The sequence below is a fragment of the Oceanobacillus sp. FSL W7-1304 genome, from assembly GCF_037969805.1.
Taxonomy (GTDB): Bacteria; Bacillota; Bacilli; order Bacillales; family Amphibacillaceae; genus Oceanobacillus; species Oceanobacillus profundus.
In genome coordinates this window covers 2,377,385-2,395,504 of record NZ_CP150211.1, presented here as the reverse complement: position 1 = coordinate 2,395,504, position 18,120 = coordinate 2,377,385, and the positions used below count along the sequence as shown (strand labels likewise).

The following is an 18,120-nucleotide window of genomic DNA, read 5'->3' as shown; positions in this document are numbered from 1 at the left end:
ATACGAGAGCGGTAATAACGTGGAGAATATCTTGCCGATAAAAAATCAAATGAATGGTGTGTTTGTACATGTGTCGGATTTGAAAGCTTCTGCAAAATGGTATTGTGACCTATTAGGAATGGATGTTGATTTAGAACAAGTTGTGTCACCGGTTTTAACGTCCCGGTAGTAGGGACATCATCGCTCACTTTAGATGATCACACCTTTGATCCGTTTTTCAAACATCATGTGAGCCCTAGTCCGATTTTCAATTTTTATGCACCCAATATTGATGATGCTTATAAATATGTGAAAGAAAAAGGGATCGTAATTGTGAGAGAAATGGAGTGGGTGGAAGACACAGCCTGGTTTAATATAAAGGATCCAGATGGAAATGTCGTCATGATTTGTAATTGCTAAGGACTCCATGATCGGTTAGTTAGTGGGGAACCTTTTTACTTTGATTTATACAACAGCATATATAAGAAGGATAGTGTTCATCTACCTCAAAATTTGAATTGAATCTATAATAAGGGGTGATTTTAATTACCTTTGAAAAGGAGTACCTGACAACTATAATTGAACAGTTTAAACATTTTAAAGAACGTGCAGAAAAGGGAATCGAACAATTATCTGAAATGGATTTACACTGGAAGTCAAATGAAGAGTCGAATAGCATTGCAATTATTATCAAACATTTGAGTGGGAATATGCACTCTCGATGGGTAGATTTTTTAACGGCGGATGGAGAAAAAGCTTATAGAAATAGAGACTTAGAATTTGTTGATCGTAATGAGTCAAAGAAATATCTGATGCAGGTTTGGGAAGATGGATGGAAGCTGCTTTTTCATACAATCGGGAACCTTAACGGAGAAGATCTAAATAGGAAGGTTACACTAAGGGGGAAATCGATTAGTGTGCTTCAAGCAATTCAAACAGAAGTCGTTCACATTAGCTATCACTTAGGGCAAATTCTTTATATCGGGAAACAAATCAAGGGAAAAGAATGGATCATTTTAAGCATTCCGAAGAACAAATGATTAGGATAGCTATAATCTGCAGTGATGTTAGAAGAAATTGTAAAAAAATAACTAAACCAGTCGAAAATCAAAAAGGGCTTCCCTATCCCTATATGATTCATTGTTTGGCTGAGCTTAAAGAGGAGATTGATTAGATGACTGATAAGATACGAACAACTGAGAAAGTTGATCAAATGATTGATCAATTGTCACCTGACATTCAAGAGATTACAAATGCATTGCGGAAAGTTATTTTTGATGCTTCGCCCAAGCTTATTGAAGAGTTCAAATGGTCAATGCCTAGCTATTCATATAAGGGGCTCGTATGCTATCTGCAACCTGCTAAGAAACATGTTAATTTAGGTTTTTATAAAGGGAATGAAATTGAAAGTGACTTATTGAAGGGTACAGGAAAAGCGATGCGCCATATAAGAATTACAAAGCTTGAGGATATTCAAGAGGACATCTTCACTTCGCTTGTTGAAAAAGCAATCACATTGAATGAATCTAAAGAGTGAAGACTATAAATACTAGAACGCTACAATTATCAATTTTACTTGTGATACTTTCTGTAAGAATGATAAGTAGCTTTTATACGGTTATCTTTAGGTGTGATGAGCCAAATGAAATGATTAGCCGGATCAATTGGATCAGAGAGCAGAGCCTAAGTGAAATAGGTTAGGTTGGGGGCGATTAAATGGAGAAGTTTGTGGAGCTTGAGCATATTAGTAAAGCGTACAATAATCAACAGGTTTTACGTGATATTTCGCTTACCATTGATCAAAAACAAGTTATTGCAATACTGGGCGGGAATGGTACTGGAAAAAGCACCATTTTACGATTGATAGCGGGACTTGAGAAGCCAACTTCTGGTAAGATTATTTATCCTAATAAAAAGATTAGAATAGGATATGTACCAGAGAGGTTTCCAAAAGATATACGTTTCACTCCAAGTGAGTATTTGTGTTACATAGGTACAATTACTGGAATTTCAAAAGCGCGTCTTAGGAAAAATATTCCAGCATTTTTACGTCGATTTCAGTTAGAAAAGCTGGATAATCACCGGATAAACGAACTTTCAAAAGGAAACATCCAGAAAGTTGGGATCATCCAAGCTATCATGCAAAGGCCAGAGCTTTTAATCCTGGACGAACCTATATCCGGACTTGACGCTCAAGCCCAACAGGAATTACTACTTGTAATCAAAGAATTGAAAGAACGAGGGTCGACAATACTATTAACCTATCATGAATCAAACACCTTTGAGGATATAGTGGAAACGACTTACTATATATATAATGGCCTTCTTTCAAAGACAAAGATGAAAAACGAAAAGGATTCATTGAAGTTAATAGAAGTAAAGCGGTTGGATGATTCTCAGGTGAAACAATGGGAGGAAGTATTGCACATGAAGGAAATGGATAATGGGTTGTTACTATATGTTCATGCGAATTATAGTGATAAAGTTTTATCGAGAATCCTAGCATTACAAGGAAGCATTAATCAAGTAACAACTGTAGATAACGATGGAGAGTGGGAAAGGGAATAAGATGTCCCGCTATTTCCAATTATAAGGAGGGATCTATTTGAAAGAACTGATTAAATTTAGTTTGCACGATTATTTGCGGTCCCATAAATACTTTCCTCCCATCTCTACTTTCTTCGTCTTAGTATTTGTCCAATATACATATACTCCAAATCCAATCATTGATAGTTATGCTGTGGCTGCGTTGATTATATATGTTATATCGTCCTGGTTGTGTATCAGTGTTTTATCACTGGATCCACCAGTACAAAGACAAATTATGATACTTCATGCTAAAGGGAGAAATCGTTACTATATTTCAAAATTATTATCTGTATGGCTAATAGCCGTGCTGCTAACTGTATATTCTTTTGTATATCCGATTATTTTTGGTATGTTCGCTGAACCTGTGACATTAACAATTGGTTTTGTTTCTTTTGCAAACCATATTTTATTAGCAACTCTTGGTATTACGGTTGCTAGTTTATTTAGTGAAGCACTGATGGAAAGCCCTGTAAATTCCTATGGTGGGCTAGCACTTACTATTGTTCTTTCCATCGCAGCTCTTGGAATCCATGGTGCCCTGCCTACTGCTTTGAAAAATATAACCTGGGTTATTCCCCCTGCAGTAAACACACAGCAATCACTAATGAATTGGAGCGGGGAAAATCTTGGAGACCTATCCATATTTCCTTTTATCTGGATAATCATTTACTCGATTCTTCTTTTAATTTTGTTTTTGAAATTGGCTAAAAGCTAGACTGAATAAAAATTAAGGAGTTGTTATTATATTGGAGCGACAGGACTCCGTAGAAAGTATAAAGGATGGAAAGAACATTTCCTTTCTCCCATCCAATATAAAAGGCTATTTTCTGTCCCAAAACCGCTGCTGCGCTATGGCAGAAACAAAATCCTCACCAAAATCTGGATTATTTGCAGCAAAAACTACACCAGCCAAATTATTGTTTTCTGATGCATGAATAAAAGACTCTCCAGTTGAGGAAACACCAATTGGTTTATAGTGCTTATAAGCTACATGTACAAATTCCGTGATGTCTGAGTTGAATTTTGCCTGGTTTCTAGAACTTCCGCCAACAACGTAAAGTGAGTCTACAAGATAAGGGCTCGATGTAAGGAACGTTTTATCAACTTGGAGTGTTGTTCCATCATTTCCGGTAACCGTACCAAGCCTTTCACTTATGATGTCAACAAAAACACCATATTGCTGTAAGGTGTTAAGTGCATTGGTTACCTCATTACCGTTATAACCATCGCCAATAAGTACGCCTACTTTTTGTGTATATGCATATTTAGGTGTACTGGCCTGACTAAGAGAAGAATAGCTTGTAGAAACAGGAACATTGGATCCGCTTGGTCGATCCACCCCGATGTTATCCGCAACAATACTTGCCATATCTTTATCAACATTGACAAGTATATTAACAACCTGCTGACGAACCGACTCACTTTTTACACTGCCTACTTGATAGCTTAGCGCCTCAATCGTATGCTGCTTTTCTATTGGAGTTAAACTATTCCAGAATATCCTCGGTTGTGAAAAATAATCCTTGAACGATTCGCTTCTAGCTCTGATTTTGTAGCCATCTACTTTTCCGGGATAATCCTTATAGCCGCCTTCTTCTGGAGGTACTGTGTATGGTGTATTATCTGCAAGTGAGTTTTGGTGATAGTTTATTTTATCAACATCGATTCGTTGTCTCATAGCACCTCGTCGCTGATTATTATGAAACGGGCATATTGGCTTATTTATTGGTAATTCAACGTAATTGGCACTGCCAAGTCGATGTTGTTGGGTATCCCGATAAGCCATTAATCTTCCTTGCAAAACGGGATCATTGGAAAAATCAATTCCCGGAACGACATTTGCAGGGTTAAATGCGACTTGTTCAGACTCCGTAAAGTAGTTATCAATATTTCTATTTAATGTCAGCTTACCAATCATTTGAACAGGGACAAGCTCTTCTGGCCAAAACTTTGAAGGGTCGAGGACATCGAAGTCATATTTGAATTCATCCTCCATCGAAATCAATTGGACACCTAGCTCGTATTCTGGATAAGCGCCATTATCAATGGCTTCCCTCAGATCCCTTCTGTGAAAGTCAGGGTCGAGTCCGCCGATTTTCAGTGACTCATCCTGAAGCAGGGAATGGACTCCGAGGACAGGTTTCCAGACATACCTCACAAAGGTTGCCACATCTTGATCGTTAACAAATAGGTACGTATTAATGGACCATGATTCCATCATTCGATAGCTTCTTAAAATACCCCGGTCAGACATAATCCAAAGTACCATGTGAAGTGCTTCATCGTTATTGGCCACATAATCCCAAAAACGGTCGTGCGCTCCGCTTGCGGTTGGTATGTCATCTGCTTGTTTAGCTTGGTATGCGTGCATTGCGTCCGGAAACTTCATTGCGTCTTGATTAATTAATACAGGCATTGCAATCGTGGTAAGATCGACATTTCCTTCTTCCGTATAAAGTTTAACTCCCTTACAACGTAAGTCCCTTGCTGTATCATAGGATCCTTTGGCTCCTTGAACAGTAGAAAAACGGACAGTTATTGGCGTTTTTTTGCCAGCTTCCTGTAGGAATCCAGCCTTCGTCACATGTTTCATCGACTGATAACATTCAAATTCGCCATAAGCGCTGTAACCTCTTGCATGAACCACTCTTTCAGGTATTTCTTCATGAACAAAGTGTGACATCTTCTCTAAGAATTCATAATCCTGACGTAAGGAAGGTCCACGGATACCTGCTTTTAATTGATCCTGATCCTGTGATCTTTTTTTTCCTTCCTGTGTTGTCATTGGCTGGCCGTAGTCGCTCATTCGGTATTGTTCTAGTTGTTCTTGTTTAAAGTCTTGATTTACCCGTTTTTGGTTTTTTGATGATTTCTCATCATCCATTTAATCACCCTTTCAAACGGTTGAGATATAAGTACCATTTCTATACTTACGTTTTTTTTCTAATATTAGAACACAGATTTATTAGCGTAAGGGGTTCTGAGCATGACCCGCCTCTTACCTCTTGCAATGCCCTCATTATAGTTAGTGAAGTATCGATTGCTGTGCCTAAACCTTTATATTAATTGATACAAAGTATGGTGCTTTAATAGGACTTTTAAAAATGTACATACTTTTTGCCGTTAGCCCAAATAATATAGATGTTTTTAACAAGACTTTAATTAATATATAAAAACTTAAATGAACAACAAATCAATGTGAACAAAACTAAAACAAAGAAAAGTGGAGAATTTTTATGGAAAAAGACATACAAAATGGAATGCATGATTCAATGGAGGATCAGTTTCTGCCGATGTATTCGATGACGAGTGGAGTTGGGAAGGAGGTTCTTCCCGATCTTTACTGCTATACAAATCAAATTGTGAATTTGTGCTGTGTGGGTAATCCGGATAATTCAGGTGAGTGGGTTTTAGTGGACACTGGTATGCCTGAATCATCCAATCGGATTGTGGAAATGGTAGAGGAACGGTTTGGAGAAGACAGTAAACCACAAGCAATTATACTAACACATGGACACTTTGATCATGTTGGCGCAGTTGTAGATTTAGTGGAGAAGTGGGGAATTAAAGTATATGCCCATGAGGCTGAGTTGCCTTTTTTAACTGGAAAACAAGACTATCCAGAACCGGATGGATCCGTTGAAGGGGGACTTGTGGCAAAAATGTCACCAATGTTCCCAAATGAAGCTGTTAACTTAGGAAGCAATATAGAAGCACTGCCTGATGATGGAAGTGTTCCACATATGCCTGGTTGGAAATGGATTCATACACCAGGACATGCTCCTGGTCATGTATCTTTATTTAGGGAAAAAGATCGTGCTCTTATTGCTGGCGATGCTTTTGTTACTGTGAAACAAGAATCACTTTACAAGGTAATGACTCAAAAAGTGGAAATAAACGGCCCGCCAAGGTACTTAACGACTGATTGGACTGCTGCTTGGGAATCTGTTAAAAAGCTGGAAGACTTAAACCCTGCTATTGTGGTAACTGGTCATGGAATGCCAGTGTCTGGGCAAGAACTTTCAGAAGGATTAGCAAGACTAGTTAAAGAATTTGACCGACTAGCAATACCAGATTATGGTCGGTTTGTAGACCCCAAACACTGATGCGAGAAATCGTAAGAACGAAGAAGGTGACTCAAAAGAATGAGATTTTGAGTCACTATTTTTAATCAATATGAAATTGTCCCTTTCGCTTACTATCCACTTCTCTTATTAGTGTATACACGCAACTGTTACATCATTTCAGGAGCTACTTCAATTTGCGGTTTCACAATTTGGACACAGCTATTTCTTTTTTACTATGATAGCATACAATATATAGTGTTAATTTACTTTATAAACACTAAATGTAGTGTTATGACTTGGGAGAATGATACAAAATAAGAGAACTAGAAACAATAAAAAAGGGAGAGCGAAAAAATGAGTACAAGTATGTCAACGGAAGTGAAAGACTACTTCCCGCTAAACAAATTGGATGAGATTGTTTATACAAGTAATCATGATCTGATTCAGGAAAATGCCAATGTTGATGGGAACTCACCAATGGGACAAATGTCGAAGGTTTCTGCGGAAGTAACGAAGTCGTATGCGAAACAATTGATACTTAGTGAAGATGTCAGACAAGCAATCGATGAAAATTATATCCACCCCCATGATCTTGATTTTCTAATTACGGGTACAACCACTTGTTGTCAGATTCCACTAGGAAAAGTTCTGAAAGATGGTTTTAATACTGGACATGGACATATGCGTGAACCGAAAGATATTGTAAGTGCGATGGCTTTAGCATCCATTATTTTTCAATCGAATCAAAACATGCAGCATGGTGGGCAAAGCTATCCCATGTTTGAATATGATCTTGCACCTTATGTTAATAAAACTTTCGAGAAAAATAAGAAACGTATACAAAGCTATGCTACTTCATATACAGCGGAAGAAATAGATGAGATAGCATGGCAGGAAACGAATCGAGATGTATACCAGGCCTGCGAAGCTTTTATACATAATTGTAATTCGATGCATTCGCGCGGAGGTGGACAAGTTCCGTTTGTTTCCATCAATTACGGTACGGATACATCTAAGGCAGGTCGTCTACTTATCAAGAACCTTTTGTTGGCCACGAAAGCAGGCCTGGGTAATGGTGAGACACCAATCTTCCCTATTCAGATTTTTAAAATGAAAAAGGGAATTAATTTTGAACCTGGAGAACTGAATTATGACTTATACCAATTAGCACTTGAAACAACAGCGAAGCGATTATTTCCAAACTTTAGCTTTATCGATTCGACGTTTAATAAAGTGCATTATGATGGTACTCCAGAATCGGAAGTGGCCTATATGGGTTGCAGGACTCGTGTGATGGCAAATCGTCATGGTGAGGAAAATGGAGTGCAGCGGGGAAATCTGTCTTTTACTTCTATCAATCTCGTAAAGCTTGCACTTGCCGCAAAGAATGAGTTCGATTACTTTAAACTATTAGATTACTATACTGGACTTACAATAAAACAATTAATGGAGCGATTTGATTTTCAAACTAAAAAGAAGGCAGGAAACTTTCCATTTTTATATGGGCAGCATATTTGGCGAGGGAGCGAAAACCTTCAACAAGAAGATAAACTTGGTGATGTGTTAAAACAAGGCACATTAAGTATTGGCTTTATTGGATTGGCGGAGGCTTTAGTCGCTTTAACTGGTAAGCATCATGGTGAATCAGAGGAATCTTATCAATTAGGATATCGAATCATTCAGTATTTACGAGACAGAGTTAATCAAGCGAGTGAAGATTACGATTTGAATTTCTCGTTGATTGCAACACCCGCAGAAGGACTATCTGGAAAGTTTACTCGAAAAGACCAAGCGGTTTTCGGAAAAATACCTGGTATAACAGATAGAGATTACTATACGAATTCCTTCCATGTCCCGGTTTACTATTCTATCAAGAGTATTGATAAAGCTAAAATTGAAGGCTCTTTCCATCGTTTATGTAATGGTGGTCATATTACATACATCGAATGTGACGGAGATGTTTCTAAAAATATAAAGGCATTAGATGTTTTAGTAAGAGCAATGGCCGCCGCTGATATTGGTTATGGTGCAATCAATCATCCTGTTGATCAATGTGGTGTATGTGGATATTCCGGAATTATAGAGAATGCGTGCCCAAACTGTCAGAATGCAGATGAGAGTAGAATTGGAAGAATCAGAAGAATTACTGGATATTTGGTTGGAGATATGAAACGATGGAATTCCGCCAAATGTGCGGAAGAAAAGGAACGGGTTAAACATCAATGAAAGTGATGAATATTATTCATGATTCTGTTGTTGATGGAGAAGGATTGCGAACGGTTATTTTCTTCGCGGGGTGTCCACATTTCTGCAAGGGATGTCATAATCCAAAAAGCTGGAATATCCGTAATGGTACAGAAATGACAGTTGAAGAGGTGGTTGAAGAGGTAGCGAGTAATCCGTTAACAGATGTTACTTTATCTGGCGGTGACCCGTTTTTCCAAGCAAGAGACGTATCTCAAGTAGCAAAACGACTAAAAGAGCTAAAGAAAAACATTTGGGCCTATACCGGTTACACATTGGAACAATTGCTTGAATCGCCTGATCCATATCAACAGAAATTACTCCATTATTGTGATGTGCTCGTTGATGGCCCGTTTATTTTGGAGGAGCGAGATTTAACCTTAAATTTCTATGGAAGTCGAAATCAGCGTATTATCGATTTATCACAGGTATAAGGGCTATATGGTGGTTTTGTTATTGAACATGGATATCCTTTAAAAAAATAGAAAGAGTGATGAAGGGCGAGAACCATGAATTATTTATTATGGGTTCTGTCCTTTATTTATAGGAACTTTTATCACGCATTAACTGGCTGTAAGACCCCCACTTCAAGAATTCGAGGAGTACCAGGAATTGTAAGTGGGGGATCAACAGCCAGTAAATTCCTGATTCTGTTCAACTAACATTCAGTGGGGGAGGAAGGGAAACCCCCACTGAATGAAGTTTCACTTTATCGGTATTTCCCTCCTTTGTCATAAAGTAACCAAAAATGACTTATACATGTATTATTGTTAGAATAATAGATATAGATACTAATACATAAGTACCGGTTCTTTCTTTTTAATCTGAATAGATAAGAAAATAGCTAGGGATTTATTCGTAAGGAACCGAAAAAGGAGGATGTATGGACTTTAACGTTAATATAAACCAGAAACAAATGAAAAAGATCCAAAAGTTCGGTGGTTGGACTGGAGCGATTATTGGAATTCTGTTTCTTCTTTTCATTTTGGGTACGATCGCTTTCCAATGGATTACAGAATATATTTGGATGGATTCCATTGATTTTGGTAACGTGTTTACGACAATTTTAGGTAGTAAACTTACACTTGCAGCAGCTGGTTTTGTCATTTTTGGCTTTGTAACCTGGTTAACCGTATTTTGGATACGCAGAACCTATTTAAGCCATTTTGACCACCATCAGCTTCCTGCATTTTTCTCACAAAAGAAAGTAATTGTGAATGGAATAATTATCGCAATTGCCGTATTTGCAGGACTTATTGGTAGTATTATTGTACAGGGGGTGGGCTGGGAGCCGCTTTTAAAAGTCTTAAACTATGAAACGTTTGGAGAAAGTGATCCAATTTTCAACCGAGATATTTCCTTCTACATGTTTGTACTGCCATTTTTAGAAATTATCATCAATATTTTACTAGGATTAAGTTTCTTCATGCTTGTCGTTGTGATTGCAGCATACTCCGTTTTTCATATGTACCGCATGAATCGTTCTGCGCAAATTCATCTTGGACTAACCATTGCTATTATTGGCGTATTGTTAGCGGTCACACACTTACTATCACCTTTTCAAACTTTACTGACGAATCAAGTGAATGTGTTTCAAACTAGTGTGGTACATGGCCTAAGTTATACCGATCGCATTATTAATATTCCTGTATCCTATATTCTAGCTGCGGTTGCAGTAATTGGGGCAATTTGGGTTATTCTTACACTGCGAAAAGGTAATATTAATTCAATATTAATTCCAATTGTTTTATATATTGCTGTCATTATTCTTGGACAAGGGGTTTCCGCAATTGTTCAGAACTATATGGTAGAGCCAAATGAGTTTCAGCGCGAACAGCCTTATTTAGAACATAACCTAAATTATACAAGGCAAGCTTATGATCTTGAGAATATTAATATCTCAGAACATCCGGGTAACCAAGATTCATTAGATGAAGAGATGATTGAGAATAATGAGCTAACCATTAATAACGTGCGAATTAATGATTCGCGTCCGTTGCTTGATATTTACAATCAATTGCAGACATTCCGTACGTACTACCAATTTAATGATATTGATGTTGATCGTTATGAAATTGACGGCGATTACCAGCAAGTATTTATAGGTGCAAGAGAATTGAGTACGGATGACTTGCCAGAGCAAGCCCAAACATGGGTAAACCAGACATTGCGCTACACACATGGCTATGGGATTGCGATGAGCCAAGTCAATGAGGTTACTTCTCAAGGACAACCACAATATATTGTAAGGAATCTCCCGCCTGAAGGAGAGGTTGATGTTGAGCGTCCGCAAATTTATTTTGGAGAGTTGGATTATCCAAACGTGATCGTCAATTCAGCAGTCGATGAATTTGACTATCCATCTGGTGATGAGAATATGACCAACCGTTATGAAGCAGATAAGGGGATTCAGCTTAGTGGCTGGAACCGATTACTATTTGCTATGAACGAAGGTTCTTTCCGTATGCTCGTGTCGGATCAGCTCTCGAATGAAAGTCAGTTGCTTGATACACGAAATATTGTGGACCGTGTGAACCGGATTGCGCCGTTTTTTGAATATGATGAAGATCCATATATCATTGTTCGAGATGATGGGTCACTAGCTTGGATTATTGATGCTTATCTTGTCGAACAAGGCTATCCATATGCAGAAAACTATCAAGACAACAAAAATTACATTAAAAACGCAGCGAAAGTGATGGTCGATGCCTATACTGGAGAAGTTAATTTCTTTGTAACCGAACCAGATGATCCATTACTCAAAACGTATCAAAATATATTCCCGGACTTGTTTACAACGGAAATTCCAGAAGATGTACAAAGTCATTTTCGTTATCCAGAAAGATTGTTTACCATCCAAGCAAACAAATATGGCACGTATCATATGACAAATCTGGAGATTTTTTATAACCGTGAAGATCGTTGGGAATTTCCGACGGAGCATTATTTTAATGAGGATATTGAGATGGAACCTTATTATGTAACGATGAAGCTTCCGGAATATGAGGAAGAGGAATTCATTCTAATGATGCCTTATACACCTAGAAACCGGCAGAACATGATTGGCTGGATTGGTGTACGAAACGACGGCGAGCATTATGGTGAAAAGTTTGTCTATCGTTTTCCAAAACAGGAGAATGTCTATGGTCCTCAGCAAATTGAAAACCGGATTAACCAGGACAGTGTTATTTCTCAAGAGTTAAACCTGTGGTCGCAGGGTGGTTCTCAAGTTATCCGTGGAAACTTGTTATCCATTCCGCTTGAAGACACGATGCTCTATGTGGAACCAATCTACATCGAGTCTTCTAATGAAACATCATTGCCAGAAGTAAAACAGGTTGTCGTCGCATATCAGGATCATATCGTGATGGAGGCAACTTTTGATGAAGCATTAGAGCGTATCCTTGAACTTGCCAGTGGTGATATTGACGCAAGTGATCTACAGCCTGAAGGGCCATCCCAAGAGGATATTGAAGGGGAACCTGAACAATCAACTGAAACGGAAGAGGAGGAGCCGTCAGCTCCGGAAACGTCAGTCGATTCAGATCAATTATTACAGGAATTCTCCGAGCTGTTTAGTAATTATCAAGATGCCCTTTCTAATGGAAATTGGGAAGAAGCAGGCGAAATTATGGCAGAAATTGAGTCGCGGTTAGAACAAGCAAATCAATAATAAGTTTATAAGAGATGAGCACTTTTATATTTGGTGCTCATCTTTTTTCATGAAGAAATTACCATAAGACCTTAGTGGTTCATTCTGAGAAATGCGGTAGAATGTATAACCATTTATACGACGAACTAAAAGTGAAACATTTATTTAAAGTTGATTGTATGTTACTAAAACAAATAAAGGAGGAAGGTAAGTGAACGTTACGATGAATCAAGGAGATCTGGTGAACGTCGTATTTGTTTTTCAAAAAAATGAAGAAACAGAAGAAGTGACACTTAATACTGCTCAATTAATGGCATTATTGAATGCAAAGCAGGTTTGGATTGAAAGATTTAGTACTAACCTAAAAGTAGAAAACACAGTTTGGTCCTATGCCAATAAGAAGGTTTCATTGCAAATTTATTTGAAGTAATCATCGTTTAAAGGAAAAGGCTGATCAATGAAATTCTTGTTGAATCAGCCTTTTCTTTATTTATCATTTAGTCGAGAATACTCGCGATTCCAGTTGTGTAGAATCGCCTTCGGTTAGGCTGCTTTTTAAATCAACCGGCATCTATTAAAATTAAATAATGGTTAATTCCTTTTGTATCTATATTTTTATCAACACATGTGTGCTAAACCTTAACAAGTGGGGTAACTTTAGATGACTTTTGGCGGTTTTGGAAGAAATAAGACTTTTTTAAGTCTGATAAAAGACGTTATAAATGTGGAATAAAAATGGGGTTTTGTAGACAAGCTAATCGCAAAAACAAAGGAGAATAGAAAATATGTCAAATGTTAAATTAGCAGTTATTTTTTATAGTATGGGTGGTACAAACTATCAGTTAGCGAAATGGGCAGAGGAAGGAGCACAAACAGCAGGTGCTGAAGTAAGGGTATTAAAAGTAGAAGAATTAGCCCCTGAATCAGTGATTGAAGGAAATGAAGGATGGAAAGCAACGGTTGAAGCAACAAAAGATGTTCCAGTAGCAACCTCAGAGGATATTGAATGGGCAGATGCTATCATTTTCAGTGTTCCGACGCGATTTGGGAATATGCCATCTCAAATGAAGCAATTCCTGGATATTCAAGGCGGAATATGGGCAAAGGGAAAAACAATGAATAAAGTAGTAAGTGCAATGACTTCTGCGCAAAATCCGCATGGTGGGCAAGAAGCGACTATTTTATCATTGTATACTTCTATGATGCACTGGGGTGCTATTATTGCAACTCCTGGATACACGGATCCTATTATTTATGGAGCGGGTGGAAATCCTTATGGGACAAGTGTAACAGTCGATCAAGAAGGTAAAATGATTGAAGACGTTCAAGGTGCTGTGAAACATCAAGCAAAACGTACGGCGACAGTTGCGGAGTGGGTTAAAAGGGGAATTCAATAAAGTTATTTTAAAGAGGCATGAGCTCGATATATACATTGGGCTCGTGCCTTTTAATTTCCCCTGCATTATAAGTTTCAGCAGACCGGTGTTTAAGAATATTTTTACTTAGAAGGGGAAAAAGGTATATTAGAACTCATTATAGAGAGGTGTGTACGAGTGGAAAACTTTATAGAGAATTATAATAGAAATTATATTGATGGAAAGTGGGTAGAAGGAGCTGCAGGGATTACAGAAAATATTGTTAATCCTTATGATAATTCCGTAATAACCTCTGTTAATTTGGCATCGTTAAAACAATTAAAGCATTCGTTTGAGGTTGCTGAGGTTAAGCAAATAGAATGGGCACATTCTTCTGTGAGCGACAAAAAGGAAGTATTTCGAAAAGCTGCGGAGTTTCTGCAAAATAATTCAGAGCAGATTATAACTATAATCAGTAAAGAAACAGGTGGTACACTGCTCAAAGCAGAATTAGAATTAAATCTTACAATCGAGGTGTTAAAAGAAACATATAATTATATGGACACCATAGATAACGTAATAGAAATTCCTTCGACAATTGAAGGGAAAATAAATAAAGTTTATCGTCAGCCACTCGGAGTGATTTCATCTATTTCGCCGTTTAACTTTCCTATGAATTTATCGATGCGATCAATTGCACCTGCAATTGCACTGGGAAATACGGTTGTTCATAAAGCCGATTTACAGGTTGGATTGACAGGTGGATCTATTATTGCAAGAGCTTTTGATTATGCAGGATTGCCTAATGGAGTATTCCAATCAATCCTTACAACTCCAGATGAGATCGGCGATGAAATGCTGGAAAACCCAGTTATACAACTAGTAGCTTTCACTGGTTCGACTGGATTTGGAAAGCATATAGGCAGGGTTGCTGGGGAAAATCTCAAGCGTGTCGCATTAGAACTGGGTGGAAATAACCCATTTATTGTTCTGCAGGATGCGGACGTTGATAAGGCAGTGGAGGCAGCTATCTTCGGAAAGTTTATGCACCAGGGGCAAATTTGCATGTCCATTAACAGGATTATTGTTCACGATGATTTATATGAAGCATTTACAAATAAATTCATAGAGCAAGCTGCGAAATTACCGTACGGGGATCAAACAAATCCAGACACGGTTATTGGTCCGCTTATTAATGAAAATCAAATAAAAAAAGTGCTTGAAACTGTTGAAAAAGCAAAAAAGGATGGTGTCAAGCTTGGTTTAGAAGGAAAGCGTGAAGGAAACGTACTAACACCATATGTATTTGTTGATGTCGATAATTCGGACGAAATTGCTCAAACTGAATTGTTCTCACCAGTAGTTTCAATCATTAAAGCTAAAACGGACGATCATGCGATCGATATAGCAAATGATACAATTTACGGTCTGACTTCTTCCATATTTACATCGGATATCAAAAAAGGTGAGGCATATGGATTGAAAATTGACAGTGGGATGACACATGTTAATGACCAAACTGTTAATGATGCATCCAATATACCATTTGGTGGAAATAAACAAAGTGGTTTGGGTAGATTTGGAAATCCGTGGGTAGTTGATGAATTTACAAAACTGAAATGGATTTCTGTACAAAATGAATATCGAAAGTTTCCATTTTAATTTAGGAAAGAAGCTGGGACATAACAAACGTGTTTAATGTTAAAGACGAACGATGCATAAGCTTAGCGCAGGAAATATACGTAGACTCCAGCGGAAGGTAAGGCAAAGGTGTGACACCTTAGTGAGATAGTACAAGGGGGCTCACCAGCCGCCACTGGATGCGCGAAGTATATTTGCGGAGCGAGTTATTTGCACCAATCGTGTTCGGTTTTTATTTTTATAAAAATATTTTTGTCTCAGCCTCGCAATTATTTTGCAGTAGTTTTTATAATACACTAACCAGAACCATCCATTTTTCTACCGACCCATCAAATAGAGTTGATTAGTATTTTGATTGACTCTGTCAGACCAAAGCTGATGACCATGGTCACTTTTGTAAATTTCCACACTATATTTACTATCCCAATCACCACTTTGTTTTTCGTGAAAAACAAATATAAAAAACTTATTATATTTAATTAAAAATAAATCGTTGACATAGTGGGATCATCATGCGATAATATATTTAATTAAAGATAAATTAATTAAAATTAAATTAATTAAAGGAATAAAATTAAGAGTTAAAATGGAACGTGAATTTTAAACAATAATATATAGTTTAAAGACCAAAGAAATATTAAAGTGAAGGAGAGGATTTAATGAAGAAGACAGCAGGTATTCACCATATTACAGCAATTGTAGGACACCCGCAGGAAAACACCGACTTTTATGCAGGTGTTTTAGGATTAAGACTAGTTAAAAAAACAATTAACTTCGATGATCCGGGCACATATCATCTTTATTTTGGTGATGACGGAGGGAAACCAGGTACGATCATTACCTTCTTCCCTTGGGCTAACGCCTATCAAGGAAAGATTGGCAGTGGACAAGTTGGCGTAACCACGTATATTATTCCGATCGGTTCTATGAACTTCTGGGAAAATAGATTAGCGAAATTCAATATCGAGTACCAAATAACGCAACGATTTGGGGAAACATATTTAGAATTAGCCGATCCACATGGTTTACAGCTAGAACTCGTAGAACGAGAAGGCGGCGTATCTAATAATTGGACACATGGTGATGTTACATCAGATGTAGCTATTAAAGGGTTTGGCGGGGCAATCCTGTTATCTACTAATCCAGAAAAGACTGGGGAAACATTGCAAAATGTGATGGGCCTTGAAAAAGTCGGTGAGGAAGAGGATTTAGTCCGCTTCAAATCTTACGGTGATATCGGCAATGTAATTGATGTAAAACAAACTCTAATTGAAAGAGGAAAAATTGGGGTTGGAACAGTTCACCATATAGCATGGCGGGCAAAAGACGATGAAGATCATTTGGACTGGCAGCAGCATGTAGCTAACAATGGTTATGGCGTTACAGCAGTAAGAGATAGGAACTATTTTAATGCCATTTACTTTAAAGAACATGGCGAAATTCTGTTTGAAATTGCAACAGACACGCCAGGATTTGCTCATGATGAGTCATACGAAACAATGGGAACAGAGCTGAAGCTACCTGCCCAATATGAACAGTACCGTGATCAATTAAATAAAGCTTTAATACCGATTGAGGTAAGAAGCTTGGATAAATAGGGATAATGGATCCGTTCTTCGACTGGTCTCAAATATCAATTGCATAGAGTGCTGTAACTATTATTAGAAAAGTAATTTAGACGTCCATGTGTAATGCGTGGACGTCTTTTTGTAATGTTTGTGATTTTGAGTGTAGCCATTCAATGGATCTGTTTTTTAATCTCCCAACCACCGTAAATTATATTTATTTTACCGATATCCATTAAAATTGACGAAATCTCCTACTGGTCTACGATAGCCCCGTGGACGCACCTTATCAACACTTTTACCAATCGTGATCATCATCATTGGTTGGAGATAATTTGGAATATTGAACGCTTCTCTTAATTGGTCTACATGATGGACATGCATTGGACAAGTATCAAATCCATAATGCTTGGCATTTAGCATGAATAACATTGCATTAATACCAACATTTCGCGCCAATTCTATATCTAGAGCATTTGAATTTCCCTTTAATCCATCACTATATTTCTTTATTGCGTCCATTGTCATATCATAATCAATTTCATTCATCATCTTTAGCATTTTCATCGGCTTATAGATCTCTTCAACCTCGGACATTTCAATGCTCTTTTTATTTCCCATTACAATAATAACGGCACTAGCTGTATGTATTTTATATTGGTTATAACTTAACTCTTTTACTCTTTCCTTTTTGTTTTCATCCGTTATTACTAAATAATCCGTAAACTGTAAATTATAAGCACTTGGTGCGAGTTTTGTTAATTCAAATATTTTATGAAAATCATCTTCAGTCATTTTTTCATTTTCCATAAAATTAACTGCTGAATGTCGAGTGGTTACTAACTCTTCGTAATTCATTCTGATTCCCTCCTGAAATATAAAAATAGTTCTTTTTACCTAACTATAACTTGGATGATAAATATTTCAACTTAAATGCTTGGAAAACGAAATAGATAATCTCCAGATTTTCGTGAGGTTAGAGGAACAAATTTGAAACAGATGAGGAATTAAGACATTTTAGAAAAAAA

The 18,120-nt window shown here is 37.4% G+C and carries 15 protein-coding genes; 13 read left to right on the top strand and 2 right to left on the bottom strand.

What is annotated here, in order from left to right; translation table 11 throughout:
- The first annotated feature begins 19 nt into the window (after window positions 1-19).
- From NYE61_RS12150 to NYE61_RS12130, 5 genes are all read left to right on the top strand, one after another.
- Window positions 20-169, top strand: a complete 150-nt coding sequence (locus NYE61_RS12150) for a VOC family protein (RefSeq protein ID WP_339315584.1) — start codon at window positions 20-22, stop codon at window positions 167-169.
- Window positions 170-515: 346 nt separating this feature from the next.
- Complete coding sequence (locus NYE61_RS12145) at window positions 516-1,019, top strand: DUF1572 family protein (RefSeq protein WP_336623566.1); 504 nt, start codon at window positions 516-518, stop codon at window positions 1,017-1,019.
- Window positions 1,020-1,153: 134 nt separating this feature from the next.
- On the top strand, window positions 1,154-1,516 hold the full coding sequence (locus NYE61_RS12140; RefSeq protein WP_095313074.1) for a DUF1801 domain-containing protein: 363 nt from the start codon (window positions 1,154-1,156) through the stop codon (window positions 1,514-1,516).
- A gap of 179 nt (window positions 1,517-1,695) precedes the next feature.
- The gene (locus tag NYE61_RS12135; RefSeq protein WP_303449414.1) at window positions 1,696-2,547 is read left to right on the top strand and encodes an ABC transporter ATP-binding protein; all 852 of its coding nucleotides are present in this window, start codon (window positions 1,696-1,698) and stop codon (window positions 2,545-2,547) included.
- Window positions 2,548-2,584: 37 nt separating this feature from the next.
- A complete protein-coding gene (locus tag NYE61_RS12130; protein WP_303449416.1) occupies window positions 2,585-3,283 on the top strand; it encodes a hypothetical protein in 699 nt (232 codons plus the stop codon).
- A gap of 105 nt (window positions 3,284-3,388) precedes the next feature.
- Here the strand turns inward: NYE61_RS12130 and NYE61_RS12125 are convergent, their stop codons facing one another.
- Complete coding sequence (locus tag NYE61_RS12125; protein WP_095313077.1) at window positions 3,389-5,452, bottom strand: catalase; 2,064 nt, start codon at window positions 5,450-5,452, stop codon at window positions 3,389-3,391.
- Window positions 5,453-5,804: 352 nt separating this feature from the next.
- Here NYE61_RS12125 and NYE61_RS12120 point away from each other — a divergent pair, with 352 nt between their 5' ends.
- The 8 genes from NYE61_RS12120 to NYE61_RS12085 all read left to right on the top strand — a co-directional run bounded on the left by NYE61_RS12120 (window position 5,805) and on the right by NYE61_RS12085 (window position 17,125).
- A complete protein-coding gene (locus NYE61_RS12120) occupies window positions 5,805-6,674 on the top strand; it encodes an MBL fold metallo-hydrolase (RefSeq protein WP_240033845.1) in 870 nt (289 codons plus the stop codon).
- Window positions 6,675-7,001: 327 nt separating this feature from the next.
- On the top strand, window positions 7,002-8,861 hold the full coding sequence (locus NYE61_RS12115; protein ID WP_303449477.1) for an anaerobic ribonucleoside triphosphate reductase: 1,860 nt from the start codon (window positions 7,002-7,004) through the stop codon (window positions 8,859-8,861).
- Entirely contained in the window at window positions 8,858-9,313 is a 456-nt protein-coding gene (gene nrdG, locus NYE61_RS12110) for an anaerobic ribonucleoside-triphosphate reductase activating protein (RefSeq protein ID WP_095313079.1), read from the top strand. The genes NYE61_RS12115 and nrdG overlap by 4 nt, the downstream gene beginning before the upstream one ends.
- A 449-nt stretch (window positions 9,314-9,762) precedes the next feature.
- A complete protein-coding gene (locus tag NYE61_RS12105; protein WP_303449421.1) occupies window positions 9,763-12,552 on the top strand; it encodes a UPF0182 family protein in 2,790 nt (929 codons plus the stop codon).
- A 190-nt stretch (window positions 12,553-12,742) separates the two neighbouring features.
- Complete coding sequence (locus tag NYE61_RS12100) at window positions 12,743-12,961, top strand: hypothetical protein (RefSeq protein ID WP_240033846.1); 219 nt, start codon at window positions 12,743-12,745, stop codon at window positions 12,959-12,961.
- 355 nt (window positions 12,962-13,316) lie between these two features.
- On the top strand, window positions 13,317-13,928 hold the full coding sequence (gene wrbA, locus NYE61_RS12095; RefSeq protein ID WP_095313081.1) for an NAD(P)H:quinone oxidoreductase: 612 nt from the start codon (window positions 13,317-13,319) through the stop codon (window positions 13,926-13,928).
- A 156-nt stretch (window positions 13,929-14,084) separates the two neighbouring features.
- The gene (locus NYE61_RS12090) at window positions 14,085-15,548 is read left to right on the top strand and encodes an aldehyde dehydrogenase family protein (protein ID WP_251661289.1); all 1,464 of its coding nucleotides are present in this window, start codon (window positions 14,085-14,087) and stop codon (window positions 15,546-15,548) included.
- A gap of 638 nt (window positions 15,549-16,186) precedes the next feature.
- Window positions 16,187-17,125 (top strand): ring-cleaving dioxygenase, encoded by a 939-nt coding sequence (locus tag NYE61_RS12085; RefSeq protein WP_303449425.1) that lies wholly within the window; start codon window positions 16,187-16,189, stop codon window positions 17,123-17,125.
- Window positions 17,126-17,314: 189 nt separating this feature from the next.
- On the opposite strand, the gene NYE61_RS12080 is transcribed toward NYE61_RS12085, so the two are convergent.
- Window positions 17,315-17,950, bottom strand: a complete 636-nt coding sequence (locus NYE61_RS12080) for a nitroreductase family protein (protein ID WP_095313084.1) — start codon at window positions 17,948-17,950, stop codon at window positions 17,315-17,317.
- Between the last annotated feature and the right edge of the window lie 170 nt (window positions 17,951-18,120).

Coding starts and splice junctions, on each gene's coding strand:
- NYE61_RS12140 (WP_095313074.1), top strand. CDS start 1,154: ATGACTGATAAGATACGAACAACTGAGAAAGTTGATCAAATGATTGAT.
- NYE61_RS12135 (WP_303449414.1), top strand. CDS start 1,696: ATGGAGAAGTTTGTGGAGCTTGAGCATATTAGTAAAGCGTACAATAAT.
- NYE61_RS12125 (WP_095313077.1), bottom strand. CDS start 5,452: ATGGATGATGAGAAATCATCAAAAAACCAAAAACGGGTAAATCAAGAC.
- NYE61_RS12120 (WP_240033845.1), top strand. CDS start 5,805: ATGGAAAAAGACATACAAAATGGAATGCATGATTCAATGGAGGATCAG.
- NYE61_RS12115 (WP_303449477.1), top strand. CDS start 7,002: ATGTCAACGGAAGTGAAAGACTACTTCCCGCTAAACAAATTGGATGAG.
- nrdG (WP_095313079.1), top strand. CDS start 8,858: ATGAAAGTGATGAATATTATTCATGATTCTGTTGTTGATGGAGAAGGA.
- NYE61_RS12105 (WP_303449421.1), top strand. CDS start 9,763: ATGGACTTTAACGTTAATATAAACCAGAAACAAATGAAAAAGATCCAA.
- wrbA (WP_095313081.1), top strand. CDS start 13,317: ATGTCAAATGTTAAATTAGCAGTTATTTTTTATAGTATGGGTGGTACA.
- NYE61_RS12085 (WP_303449425.1), top strand. CDS start 16,187: ATGAAGAAGACAGCAGGTATTCACCATATTACAGCAATTGTAGGACAC.
- NYE61_RS12080 (WP_095313084.1), bottom strand. CDS start 17,950: ATGAATTACGAAGAGTTAGTAACCACTCGACATTCAGCAGTTAATTTT.